Annotated in this window: 8 protein-coding genes and 2 tRNA genes; 4 read left to right on the top strand and 6 right to left on the bottom strand. The window is 44.5% G+C overall.

What is annotated here, in order from left to right; all coding sequences use genetic code 11:
• The first annotated feature begins 407 nt into the window (after positions 1–407).
• Positions 408–483 (top strand) — tRNA-Phe (locus tag JMA39_RS03050).
• A 50-nt stretch (positions 484–533) separates the two neighbouring features.
• Positions 534–609 (top strand) — tRNA-Thr (locus JMA39_RS03055).
• 440 nt (positions 610–1,049) lie between these two features.
• Here JMA39_RS03055 and JMA39_RS03060 read toward each other — a convergent pair.
• From JMA39_RS03060 to JMA39_RS03080, 5 genes are all read right to left on the bottom strand, one after another.
• Entirely contained in the window at positions 1,050–2,363 is a 1,314-nt protein-coding gene (locus tag JMA39_RS03060; protein ID WP_202720368.1) for a sugar MFS transporter, read from the bottom strand.
• Between the two features lie 314 nt (positions 2,364–2,677).
• Entirely contained in the window at positions 2,678–3,862 is a 1,185-nt protein-coding gene (gene nagX / locus JMA39_RS03065) for a transmembrane glucosamine N-acetyltransferase NagX (protein ID WP_202720369.1), read from the bottom strand.
• Positions 3,863–3,977: 115 nt separating this feature from the next.
• On the bottom strand, positions 3,978–5,111 hold the full coding sequence (nagA, locus tag JMA39_RS03070) for an N-acetylglucosamine-6-phosphate deacetylase (RefSeq protein ID WP_202720370.1): 1,134 nt from the start codon (positions 5,109–5,111) through the stop codon (positions 3,978–3,980).
• 32 nt (positions 5,112–5,143) lie between these two features.
• On the bottom strand, positions 5,144–6,046 hold the full coding sequence (gene nagK, locus JMA39_RS03075; protein ID WP_202720802.1) for an N-acetylglucosamine kinase: 903 nt from the start codon (positions 6,044–6,046) through the stop codon (positions 5,144–5,146).
• A gap of 234 nt (positions 6,047–6,280) precedes the next feature.
• A complete protein-coding gene (locus JMA39_RS03080) occupies positions 6,281–8,998 on the bottom strand; it encodes a family 20 glycosylhydrolase (RefSeq protein ID WP_202720371.1) in 2,718 nt (905 codons plus the stop codon).
• An 824-nt stretch (positions 8,999–9,822) separates the two neighbouring features.
• On the opposite strand from JMA39_RS03080, the gene JMA39_RS03085 reads away from it, so the two are divergent.
• Together JMA39_RS03085 and JMA39_RS03090 are read left to right on the top strand one after the other, a co-directional pair.
• Positions 9,823–10,551 carry a SapC family protein gene (locus JMA39_RS03085; RefSeq protein WP_202720372.1) on the top strand — a complete coding sequence of 243 codons (729 nt, stop codon included), beginning with the start codon at positions 9,823–9,825 and terminating at the stop codon, positions 10,549–10,551.
• A gap of 77 nt (positions 10,552–10,628) precedes the next feature.
• On the top strand, positions 10,629–12,161 hold the full coding sequence (locus JMA39_RS03090; RefSeq protein WP_202720373.1) for a tryptophan halogenase family protein: 1,533 nt from the start codon (positions 10,629–10,631) through the stop codon (positions 12,159–12,161).
• 79 nt (positions 12,162–12,240) lie between these two features.
• Here JMA39_RS03090 and JMA39_RS03095 read toward each other — a convergent pair whose 3' ends face one another.
• Positions 12,241–13,776 carry a tryptophan halogenase family protein gene (locus tag JMA39_RS03095; RefSeq protein ID WP_202720374.1) on the bottom strand — a complete coding sequence of 512 codons (1,536 nt, stop codon included), beginning with the start codon at positions 13,774–13,776 and terminating at the stop codon, positions 12,241–12,243.
• Positions 13,777–13,873 lie beyond the last annotated feature (97 nt).

The following is a 13,873-nucleotide window of genomic DNA, read 5'->3' on the forward strand; positions in this document are numbered from 1 at the left end:
TAAAGTAATAGTTCAACAAGAAAGCATTCCCCATAAGTGAGTGGATTTTTGTATCTTAGGCTTAGCCCCCCCCTGAGATAAACGCCCCTTTAAGTTAAGAGCTTTAGGTTATAACCTCTCATTTTAGTCAGGCCATTAAAGAAACTCATAGGCAGACACCAAACAACCGAACAGAACAATAGTTACAAATAACGCAGTCTCTAAGGCTAACCGACCAATTACTAGCACTTTTTTAACCAGTCAGCAGAAGATAAACAAGGATTTAGGTTACTAATAGACCACACAATGAAAAAAGCACTTGCACCTTCTAAAACATCACTATATTATACGCGCACTCCAAACGAGACGGGCTTTAAAGGCTTGGTTTGAAGTAGCAAATCTAACGCATACATTAGTAGCGCTTAGTTGCCCGAATAGCTCAGTCGGTAGAGCAGAGGATTGAAAATCCTCGTGTCCCTGGTTCGATTCCGGGTTCGGGCACCAACATTTATTAATGAGTTAACTATCTACTTAGTAACTTGTTAAGCAAATAAGCCGGCATAGCTCAGTTGGTAGAGCAACTGACTTGTAATCAGTAGGTCCCGAGTTCGACTCTTGGTGCCGGCACCATAAAAACAAAAAAGCCACTCCTTCGAGTGGCTTTTTTGTATCTACAATTTACTAATATCTAGTCTCTTTTTTTAAACCGATGACGGCATAAATGCCGACCTACAGAGCTCTTATTATTTCGCCTTTGCTTTTCTGGCTTTTCCGCCTTAGCTTTTGTCGGCTTGTGTCCGGCTCTTATTCAGCCTTTATCGTCTCAGCACTTTGCTACTTTTTTAAACCAATGACGGCAAACATCGACCCACAGAGCTCCTATTATCTCGCCTTTACATTTCTGGCTACTACCGTTTTTGCATTTCTTGGCTTCTCCCCTGTTCCCTGCCCTGCCTTTACCGTCTCAGCCTTTCCAGCTTCTATCCGGCCTCTAAATACTAAAAACAAAAAAGGAGCCCTTAGGCTCCTTTATAACGGCTCCAGTCTAGAGGAGCTAATCTATAAGCTGTTTACCAGCTACGCATCTTATGGCCTTTGAGAGCATAAAATAGGATGAACAGATAACAAGGCAGACCTACCCAGTAAGCGACCTGAGTATTGTCAGCAAAATACGCTACCTTACCGAATACTAGCGGTAGAATTGCGCCTCCCGAGATCCCCATGATCAACAGCGCAGAACCTTGTGCCGTATACTTACCTAGACCTTCAAGTGCCAGTGGCCAAATTGAAGGCCAAACTAGTGCATGTGCCAATCCCATTAACGCAACAAAGGTGACGGTATCAGGGATCACCGGGATACCACTCCAGCCCCAGATAATATCGGCCATAAGAGTGCTTTCACGAGAGCCTAACGCCGCACCAATAATGCAGACGATGCCAGCAAGCGCTGAGCCAAGTAAAGCTTTCTCTTGGCTTATAAACTTAGGAATACAGGTCACACCAATGATGTAACCAAATACCATAAACACCATAGTGTAAGAAGTCAGCGAGGCAAAGTTATTAACCCCTAAGCTTTCGCCGTATAAGCCAATAGTGTCACCGGCGATAACTTCAACGCCAACATAAGCGAATAGAGCAACGGCGCCAAGCACGACCTGTGGGAAGTGAGTAATACTGCCCTTCTCTTGATGATCATCTGCCGCTTCAAACTCAAGCTCTGGAAGCGAGGAGAACTTGACTAAACCAATTAGGAAAGTCAGTGCCACTGCCATATAGATATATGGCATAACCAGTCTTGAAGATAACTCATTGATCTGTGCTAGACGCTCAGCCTCACTCAATGCAGCTAAGTGATCTGCTGTGAAGTTTTCAAAGCCTGACAACACTAACGCAGTAAACAAGATTGGTACGATAACACCCGCACCTTTATTGATAAGCCCCATGATACTAATTCGCATCGCGGCACTTTCTTTAGGGCCGATATGCACCACATAAGGGTTGGAGGCGGTTTGCAAAATCGTTAAACCCGTGCCGAGTACAAACAAGGCACCAAGGAATAGAATAAAGTTTGCACTCTGCGCTGCTGGAATAAACAGTAAAGAGCCGACAACCATAATCGCCAGACCGATTGCCATACCGTTTTTGTAACCCGTTCGCCTAAGTATCGATGACATAGGCAGAGCCATCACGGTATAGGCAATATAGAAGGCAAACGTCACAAACAAGGCTTGAAATTCGTTTAACTCACAGATGATTTTAAGGAAAGGGATCAGCGAGCCGTTAAGCCAAGTCACAAATCCGAAGATGAAAAATAGCACACCGATAATGGTCATAGGCAGTAAACTGCTCTTGGGGCTAGCCTGAGCCTGAGTCGTTGCTGTCATGTATTAAACCTGCTTCTTATAGTAATTAATTTTATGATACCAGATTAAACTGCTACCCCATCCTTCATTGTTATCTCTTAACTTATACAGACAAGCGTCTGCTTATATTCTCTACTTTCTTTTTTGGCTTGGGCATGCTTCTAGCCTAAGACCCTATGCATACCAAGGCTAATGTTTCATCAATGTTAAAACATTACGCCCAAAAAGACAACGCTGTCATTTTTATTTAAACAGCGAATTTGAACCTATTCTCTTATCTTGCAGCCACCTTTGGCTAAAAGCGCTAAATCAAGGCTTAGTGTAACCTTAATAGCTTAAACCTTAATGAAGATGTTTCGCTTATACATCCAGTAAAGCACCAGCCACTGCACTAACACTAGTGTGATGACGCCAGCTAGCACTTGGGTATGATTAGGTAGAGCTGAGATCAATCCACCAAATATGCTGTTTGCGGTGTACTTCCAATTGACTATGCTGCTCGCGATATAGATAACAATGGAATTGCAACCAATAACCGTGAAGAAAAATGCCCATTTCTGCACCTTGACCACATCGATGATGGCGTAAAACAGAGCTAAGAAAAGTATACTCCAGCCAGAAGTCACTATGGTAAAACTACTGGTCCACAGGGTTTTATTGACTGGGAGCCATAGTGATACCGCCCAGCCTAGAGCCAATAACCCAAAGCCTGAAACGGTTAATACAGCAACCTTAAACCACTCTCCCTTAATATGCGGTTTAACAATAAAGTGACCAACAAAGACACCGAATAAACCATTCACAACGGCAGGAATAGTCGAGAGTATTCCCTCGGGGTCGACCGCTGCGTTCTGATAAGTTATGCCTGGTAATAGCAGGCTATCGACTGCGGCGTTAATTGAGCCTGTTTGACTAAAGGGGCCGCTGCTATCTAACGTCATTAAAGGGAAGGCTTGCAACAAGGCGTAACCAACCAAAACCGTAATTGCTGTCACTATCTGAGTTCTTAAACTGGTGTGCCACACCAAAAGTGCGCAGAAGAACCAAGCAAAGGCAATTCTACCCAACACACTGGCATAGCGAATATCACCGACTGCAAAGGGTGATCCTGTGCCCCAGCCATGGTTGTAGATAACGCCAAAGAGTAGTAACAGTAACAACCGTTTTATTGCATGTTTATATAGCGGCATACGTTGAGGCAGGGGTAACTTGTCTAGCCGTTTGGGTGACAGGCCTAGCGCGACACCAGAAAGGAAAATAAACAGAGGGAAAATAAGGTCGTAGAAAGTAAAGCCGTGCCAAGCGCTATGGTGCATCTGGCCATCAAACCACTTAAAGCCGGCCCAGCCCGTTAATAGCAGCAGCGCTGCAAATATTGCTTCACCACCCAAGATCCAAAACATATCGAAGCCACGAAGCGCATCCAATGACTTAAGCCTAAGCTTAGCTTTCGGCTTGGAAGCCGTTTCAATCACACTCTTTACGATATTCGATTGGGGTTTATCTATTATTGTTGTCATCTAAACAGCCCTTTTCTACCGCTTTTAACGCCGCCGATATAAAGCAAAGCCTCTGTGGTTGCTAGTTAATAGCTAGCCACTGAGGCTCAGTTTAAGTTAGAACAAGCATCGATAATTAGCTCTTAAAAGCTAACTCGCCGCCTATATAGGTTTGCTCGACACTGTATTTGTCATCGAGCAGCACCATATCGGCACGTCCACCAACCTGTAGCTGGCCCATCTTATCACTTAAGCCAAGAAACTGGGCAGGATACAAAGATGCCATTCTCAGTGCTTCCTCAGGCTCTAGTCCAAGCATATTGACAGTATTTGCCACCGCTCCAGCCATATCTAACACGCAACCTGCCAATTCCCCCGTCGCGGCATTAAGCCTATCACCCGCTCTTAATACTTGGGTGCCAAATAACTCAAAGCTGACCTCATCCTCAAGACCAACAGGCGGCATGGCATCGGTAACTAACATCATCTTACCTTTCGGCTTAGCCTTGATAGCAACTCGCGCTGAAGCAGGATGAACGTGATGACCATCGACAATCAAGCCACACCAAGCGTCCGAGCTTTCCAGAGCCGCGCCGACCATTCCAGGGTTTCTAGAGTCCAGTGCCGACATGGCATTGTATAAATGAGTAAAGCCGGTTGCTCCAGCGGCAAGCGCTTTTTTAACGGTATCGTAATCGGCATTAGAGTGCCCAAGACATACTCTGACGCCAGCTTTGACTAGGGCTTCTATCACCTCTAGAGAGACATTCTCTGGCGCAAGCGTCACCACTTTAATACCAAGATCTTGGCGACTAAATATTGCCAACTCGGCATCGGAGATGCGCCTGATATACGACTGTGGATGCACGCCTTTTTTAGGTACACTGAGATGCGGCCCCTCAAAGTGGACTCCCACTACACCAGCACTGTTTGACTCAATGGCAGATGCAACCGCGTCTGCAGCCTGACACATCACATCGACATCATCGGTAATGAGCGTTGGTAAATAAGCCGTTGTGCCATATTTAGCGTGGGCTTTACCTATGGCCTCTATGCCTTCAATCGTTGGAGAGGTGTTAAACAGTACTCCCCCACCACCATTGACTTGCACGTCAATGAAACCCGGAGCTAATAAGCCAGGATAGCGAGACTCTTTTGCCCCTTCTACACTATCAAATGCGAGCAAATGGCCATCTTCAAAGGTAACCGCTAAATCTGTATGAAATGTCTGTCCATCAAACACGCGATCGGCAATTATCGTCTGCTTCATCTTAATTCCCACTGACTAAAATAGTGAACCCGTTATACAGTTGCTTTAGCATACTGCTGCTGAGCAAAGAAGGCTGCGCCCCACTCTGGTGGCTGTAAGCTAGGCGCGAGTTTTGCTAACACATCTTCAGCCAGCCAAGGCGCTAAAGGTTCAGCAAGACCACCTATCATTGAGAATCGAGGCGGATCAATTTCAAATAACTTTCTGGCCAACTCACTGATATAGGTCGCCCCTTCTCGAACAATATCTAAGGCCACGCCGTCTTTGATCTGGGCGCACTCAAACACGATTCGGGCAAGCTTGGCATAGGTACTGGAGGATTGACCCGCTAAGTTTTCAACGATGCCAAGGGCATTATTAACCTCAAAGTGCTGCATCAGTCGTTCGGTTAGTATTGTTTTCTCACCAAAGCCATCTAAGTCTAACAGCGCAGCTTCACTGGCCTTTAAACCAAGCCAGGCACCACTGCCCTTATCACCTAATGCAAACCCATGACCACCAAGAAGTAGCTCTTTGTCACCGACTCGAGCATAGCCACAAGAACCAGTGCCAGTTATGATCACAGCCCCCTCTTGACCTTGATGGGCACCAATACAAGCCGTATGAAGATCGGTAGTGAGATACATGCTAGAGAATGGATGCTGCCACTTAGCAATATCTTGATAAAGACGAGGCACATTCACTCCTGCTAGGCCAAGACCTGCAATCAAACGCTTACTGTCATCAGGTTTTAGACCTGCATCGCTAAGAGCGAGTTGGGTAGAATCTTCAATTGATTGAAATGTTTGAGCTAGACCGTGAAGCGGATTGGCACGGCCTGCAACCCCAGTACCTAGGATGCAATAATCGTGAGTGTAGATTGTTGCACGGCATTTACTGCCGCCACCATCAATTCCTATATATAGGAACTCTTCTTTCGTCTGGCTCATGCCCATGACAGACCTCTTTGTTGTTCTCATTCTTTTAATCAGAATGGGTCTGGACTTTATGCATATTATCGCCACTAAAGCCCACCAAGTTAATTCTATGTTACAACAACAATGACAGCGTTGTCATTTGTTTTTTAAACTTGCCTGATAATACGATAAAAGCGTGGCAACACGTTAATGCTGCCACATTCAGGCTTAGTTATTGCTTACAAGCGAAGCATAACACCTGTTAATTAACTGTTACTCAACAACTAAGGTACGACCCTTACGCTTACCATCGGCGGCAATAACACGCACCTCTACAGGTGCTGTTACAGCAACCCCTTCGGCATAGGCCTGCCACTGCCCACCAGCATCACGGTATTCAATTTCAAGACCAGGAAAAATAACGTTCGCAAACAGCTTACCGTCTTTGATGACTGCGCCCGGCGTTGGTACTCGATAGGCGATATTGGCTTTATCTAGCTTTAATAGCTCTTTAGCGCCTATAGTATTGGCCACCGTATGCCAGTCACGGGCCTGTGCTTGACGCATCTCTTTAGTGAAGAAACCGCTGTTTTGATTATAAACTGCACCTTGATACTGATATGGCACTTCCCAGCTTGGCTTATGCCATGCTCGCTCAGCCAGCATCATCAGACGAGGAAACATCATGTATTCTGCCACATCATCACTACGTACAGTTTCACTCCACAATTGACCTTGAATACCTGCGAAGCTAAATGTTGCCTTTAGTGGTTCACTGACGATCTTGCCCGTCTCGTCAGTTTTAACCGTGTCGTCGGCTTCAAACGGCAGCGCTTCAATATCGGTCCACTGCTCGGCGTTGGCAGGTAAATTGCCGCTCATAAAGCTATGGATCTTTTGGGAATTGGTGTTCCTGCTAGCCCAGTAGTAACCGTGTTCCTTAGGATCGGCTTCGTAGGGGAAATCAAAATAGAGAACTTCGGGTTGCCCTAACACTGCCTGCCAGCCAAGATTTGCCTGTTGATGTGCACGCTTATGCCCACCATGTGCGATAACATCCCAGATATTAGATTGCGCCTGCTTAGGCATATTTTGCGCTCGAGTATGGCTCATGCCATCACTCCAGCCCGCAGCTTCAATGCCTTTATCTGCCAGCATTCTTGCGGTTCGTTCAATAAAGTAGGCACCTAATTCATCCATGCTGGTCACCCCTTTATCATTATTGGCGATAAATGCCTTACATACAGGGGATTCCAGCCAAGCTCCGGCAGTTTCATCGGCGCCAATATGATAGAGGTTCAGTGGTACGCCAGCATCTTGATGCATCTTAGCGATCTCATCGATAACCTTATCGATAAAGGTAAAGGTTGACTCCATGCACACATTCAAGGTGTTATCGTTATAGTACTGAATCGATGAATAAACCGTTTTATCTTGGCTATCTGATAACTGATATTGCTTAGCGGCTTCTACTTTGCCTTGGGAGATCAGCTTGCGCGCTCTCGCTTCCATCGATTTAATCGCCGCTCTCGAATGACCCGGCATATCCATCGATGGGATCACCTGTATTTGCCTCGCTGCCGCGTACTGTAAGATCTCGATATAATCGGCTCTACTATAGTAGCCATTGACCTTGGTATCGCTAAAGGGGCCACTTCCTAACTGAGGCAATAGACAGGTATCTTCATTAAGATCATGACAACGTTTGCTACCGACTTGGGTTAGCTCGGGCAGGCCTGCTATCTCTAAACGCCAGCCTTCATCATCAGCCATATGCAGATGTAGTTTATTGAGCTTATAGGCCGCCATTTGATCTAAGAGGTCTAAAATTAGCTGCTTACTGTGGAAGTTGCGTGATACATCGATATGCATTCCACGAAAATCATAGCGCGGCGCATCTTCCACCAGCATTGGATTTACCGTTAGTGTATTGGCATCAACTAGTGCCGCCAGAGAGGCTAAACCATAGGAAAAGCCTGCATCATCTGCTGCAAAAACCTTTATGCCATTGTTTGAGATCTCAAGACGATACTCACCCTTTGCGCTAGGAGCGATTAAGGGTAATAGTGCAGTGCTGACTCCACTATCAAGCTCACTATCAGTACCTGCATCACTTTGGCTAACACCAATGCGTGCTAAACGCTGCAACGCTGCATCAACGGCCTCTAGACTGACGCCATTAAGCTCAAGCTTTATCCCATCTTTTAGTGAGACAGGTTTAGCATCTGTTTTCAGTGAAACCTTTGATGGAGTGGGTAAAATCGTATTCTCTGCTAAGCTGGCATCAACAGGCGTGTTGAGGTTGTTACGATATAGTACTTCTGTGGTTGCCCATTCAAGTTTATCTGTTTCGCGGCGTTTATATTGGCTATCGCTGTCGGTGAAAGCACTCACATAGGGGCGTACTTCCATGCCTGTTTCAGGATCAATCGATACCTGAGTACTAGCAATGATGACAGGCTCTAAGCCATCGACAACGATATAGTAGTTAGGCATGGCATCTGTTTCAGATAACTGCCACAACTCACCGCGAAATTGAATTGTTTTAGTTTGTCCCTTTTTAAAACCACTAAAGCCCGCTGCCGGAGTGATTTTATGTAGGTCACCTTGAATACGAGTAATAGAGAACTCATCGCCCACGACGCTTTGAATTGGGCGCATTTGCGAGTAGTAGATAGCCCAATCTTTACTGTCTATATCGACTTGAGAAGTCAGATCTATTTCAGCCAAGAAACAGCGACCATCTGCAGCTTCTTGGTCACAACTATCATCGGGAACATTAGTCACTACGCGATATTCAATATCGAGCGTCTCGCCAATTTGCTTCAATGTCGCTTGAGTCAAGCTGGAAGGACTTACTACTTGACCAAACTGTGAGCCTTGCTCTGTGGGGGAGATAACACTAGTAACCTCTTCAGTTTCGTTCTGCTTAGAACATGCACCAACAGATAACGCTAGTGCTACCGCTGAAACTATCACTTTAATCTTCATTACATTCCCTATGATTTCTATTGTTATTTAAAGGTGAAATGCTCAAGCTCTGCCTCGTTATTTCTCCCCCTTATGGAAATCAACGAGAACTCGTTATGACTTAGGTCATTACTTAGGTTCTTACACGATTATCTCTTAAAACCTTATGTAGGACTCCCCTATTGTGCCAGATAAAAAATGGCCGAGTACTCATAAAGTACTCGGCCCACGCTAGTTTCTGGGGAGAGACTATATAGGAGTAACAAACATAATTGTTCGTCAAAAAACATGAGACGAGAGACCTCTTCCCGTCCATGAAGACCTTACAAACAACCTGTCACACAAGCAGATGACAACGCTGTCATTTAGAATATACACAAAAGTGTACAAAACAACTACATTTATCTGACATTTGACTGTATTTTTATTATCCCAACCCTGAGAGAGCAAAATAAAATAACTACAAAACAATCACTTAGCCGCCTCGGCATATCTTTAATAGATCAGATTAATTTGGGCTTTTTTATTTACTCCCCCCCCCTTTGACGCTCTTAGTCGAGTAACCGAAAACGAAGAAAGCCAATATCAGCTAAATAAAACAAAGAGTTAAGCACAGCGCTTTGATTAATCTAGTTGGCAACGATGCTAAGGCGTCGCACTCTAAATCTGCAAAGTTTCACACCTAGAGCTTAATTGACAACGTTGTCACTTATAAGTATACCTAGACGCAACAAAAACAATACAACACGATGCACAACGAGACGTACTACAAAACAGCAATGCGTAACACTCAAGTGCAGGCCTTTAATCGCTTTAAATAAGATTTCGCTCAAGGACCCATAACAATGAATAATAATATCGTCCCACTTAACTCTGATACCCATCTTGAAATGTGCGTTAGCGAGTCTCAAGACTACCGCCGCTTCGCCGATCAGCAGCTTATTCCTGTTGTGTTCCATGAGTTCCATCAATTAGCGACTGAGTTTCCATTGGTTTTTGTTAAGAACAGCGAAACTGGACAGTTTATTCCTGTCGCCATGATGGGAGTTAAAAACGGGTTAAACCTCTACTGCCAAAGTAGTGATTGGCCTGCAATGATAAAACCTCGAGGCTTTAATAATGCACCGCTATCTTTGGTTAAAACTAGCCAAGAAAGTGACAATGTTCTGATCTGCGTCGATACCGCAAGCCCGTTAGTGACTGAAGCAGGTGAAAATGCACAGCGCTTGTTTAACGATAATAAAGAGCAGAGCGAATACCTTAAAAAGCGAACTCAAGCGCTACTTGAAATAGCCGCTTTTAATGAACAGACAGGCAATATTTGTCAGCTATTAGCCTCCAAGAGTTTGTTCACCGCAAAACAACTGACAGTTAAGCTAGTCGAAAGTCAGCAACCAATTAACATCGACGGCATTTATGTCGTTGATGAGAAAACGCTAAATCAGCTTAGTAATGAAGAGTTTTTATCGCTAAAGGAAAATGGATTGCTACCGCTAATCTACGCTCACCTTCTATCACTACAGCAGATCACTCGCCTTATTGAAAAGCAAAATCAGTATGACTTAACTCATTAATTAATTGATAAATACAGCCGTAAATCATATCTCTGAATTTACGGCTGAAATTTTGCTATTCATAAAGGTGCCGAACCATGTCTATGACTCCCCCAAAAAATATCGTTATTATCGGCGGAGGCACCGCGGGCTGGATGAGTGCCAGCCTTTTGCAACACGCCTGGGCGAATGCAGGTTGCAAAATTACCGTTATAGACTCTGCCGATATACCCAAGATTGGGGTTGGCGAAGGCTCCACTCCGGCATTAAAACGTTTCTTTGAAACACTAGAGATAACAGAATCTGAATGGATGCCCAGATGTAATGCCACCTATAAGTGTGGAATTAGTTTTCCTAACTGGGTCACGCACACTTCCCATAATAGCTACTTCCATCCCTTCTATTCAGATATTGACCTCAAAACAGGTAAGGCCTTCATTCATAATGCCGACCTAAAACGTCAAGGGGTTGTGGTCGATGCACATCCAGATAGTTATTGGTTACAAAGTTATTTAGCCAAAGAAAGCCGCTGTCCAAAGACTGATATCGCCCTCAATGGCACCATGGAGTACGGCTATCACTTTGACTCAGCATTATTAGGTGAGTATCTAAAAGAGCGCGCCATAGGACTAGGAGCGAGACATGTTTGCGATACAGTCGAACACATTGAGACTAATGAAAACAATATAATAAAGCTGCTGGTCACTCAGTCCGGTGAAATCATTAGCAGCGAACTTTTTATTGATTGCACTGGCTTTAGCGCCTTATTAATAGGTAAAACACTCAATACACCATTCAAAGACTATTCTGATAGCTTACTCAATGACAGTGCTATCGCGATCCCATCGACGATTAAAAACTTAGAACCCATTGCGCCGTTCACTGAATCAGCGGCATTAAGCGCAGGCTGGGCATGGAAAATCCCTTTAAGCAGTCGCTATGGTAATGGTTATGTATATTCCTCAAAGTATATCGATAGCGAAACCGCAGAAGCAGAGTTAAGAGCACATATTGGTAAAAGCTGTGATGGTATGCCTGCTAAACACTTATCTATGCGGCTAGGCAGAGTAGAAAAACATTGGCATAAAAATGTATTGGCAGTGGGTCTTTCTCAAGGCTTTATCGAGCCCCTTGAGGCTACAGCCTTAATGGCCGTGCAATATACGCTAGAAGAGTTTATTCGAAGCTATGATCAAGATGGTTTAACTAAACAAAGTCAGTTTAATAGCAAGATCAATGCAATGTTTGATGCCATTAAAGATTACATTCAAGCACACTATTTTTTAAATACTCGCACCGATAGTCAATACTGGTTAGATGCACGCAAACAGCAAAGTTGTTCTGATAAATTAAAACAAATCATAGCAGTTTGGGATACAGCTAATGGCAATCTTGAGAAGATACTAGAAGAGACACAAAGCCAAACTGCCTACCTGACTCCGAGTTGGTACTGCTTATTAGCCGGAAAAGGCCGCTTTCAGCAACATACGACTCACAGCGTAACAAGCGATAACGCGGTCAACCTTGATGATATTAGTCACTACTTTAACAAGGTCACCCAGCACTTTCCACCTCATCAGCAACAGCTGCAGTCCCTGTATGGCAAAGATTGGATAGAGTCTAACGAGTAACCCTATCCTAAATGCCTTACCCCTAGGCTCTATCAATAGCTGCTACAATTGGCCACGCCGATTAGCTTCAGCGCCTATACTAGACCATTTGTAATCCATAGCGTTTGATTTTTTCAAGTAGCTCCCTGTGCTCAGGCAGGTCGGCAACTAACTGAGCAGAGATCTCATCGAGCTTTTGCTGATAGGATTTGTTATTTCGGCAATTGTTATTCTGGAAGTTTATTTCGTCATTAACTCGTGTTCTATAGTGCATACCATAAAGCACATAGAGGTAGTTTTCTAAATCGAAAACCTCAAATTTACTGAAAAAGTCTTCTCTAGAGGGGACGAAATCTTGCCACATTGCCAAACGCTTTTTTAATTCATCAGACATAGTTGCTGGGTCGCGGTTATCTATCCAAAACTGAGAGTCAGTCCTATCAGATAAGCAATAATGCAGTTTGATAAAATCGACAACTCTTGCCCACGCATAATCCATTACATGGTTAAAACGCTGTCTCAGTCCCGGTAATTGCGCCGTAGAGTGAGGAAAACGGCTGGCTAACAGTCCCGCCGCAAAGTCCGTTAATAAGATTGATGTTGCTTCGAGTGGCTCCAAAAACCCCTGCGCTAACCCTAAAGCCACACAGTTTTTCTCCCAAGAGCGCGCACGGTAACCAACTGTCATAGGGATCACTCGATGCTGACTCTCTGAAAGGTTTCCACCTAGATAGTTATCAAGCTTGCTAAGCGCAAGCTCATCATCCATATATTTTGAGCAGTACACAAAGCCTACCCCGCGTCGATTACTTAACGCAATATCCCAGATCCAACCAGCTTGATGCGCTGTCGAAATCGTAAATGGAGGAATAACTTCGTCACCGCTAGTAGGCACCTGCACAACAATGGCTTTATCGACAAACAGCTCATCCGCTTTACTGACAAACGGAACCTTAAGCGATTTATCAATTAACAAGGAAGCGAAGCCAGTGCAGTCGATATAAAAGTCAAAATCGAGCGTGCCACAGATATCGGTCACTAAAGATTTAATCTCGCCCCCTTCACCTAGCACAACCTCTTGGACGTTAGCGCGAATATGCTCGACTCGAAAGCGCTCTTTAGCATTGTCACCGAGTAGCTCTGCAAACTTTGCAGCGTTTAGGTGATAGGCATACCCCAAATGTGCACAATATTCAGCATCTGTGATTGATTTAGGGGCTTTATACGCCTCACAAACTGCGTGTTGAGGCGATATTGTGCCTGCGTATGCACGATCCTTTTGGGATAGCCATTGAGCGGTTAACTCTTCCCCCATTGCCGCAGGCATATCGAAGAGGTGATGATAGAAGTTGGCCTCACCATGGCTGAGTTTATCCAGCCAATTAACAAACTTGATTGATTGTTTGAAAGTCACATCACAGCGACGAATAAACTCGGTCTCACTTATACCAAAGCTTTTAAGTGATTGACGGATAGCGGGGACAGTCCCCTCTCCTACGCCTATAGTTGGAATATCCGGAGACTCGATTAAGGTTACCGATAACTGCTGATTGTCTAGTGCTGCCTTACCTAAATGATTTGCAGCCAACCAACCTGCAGTGCCGCCACCGACAATTGCAACTCTTTTAATTTCCATCGTTATCTCCAGTAATAACCGTTAGTCATCTCGATTTAACTCGCCTTAATCGTATCAACCAACTTAATTAGCTTTAACTGATTTTATCTACTCAATA

The sequence above is a fragment of the Shewanella schlegeliana genome, assembly GCF_016765635.1.
Classification (GTDB): domain Bacteria; phylum Pseudomonadota; class Gammaproteobacteria; order Enterobacterales; family Shewanellaceae; genus Shewanella; species Shewanella schlegeliana.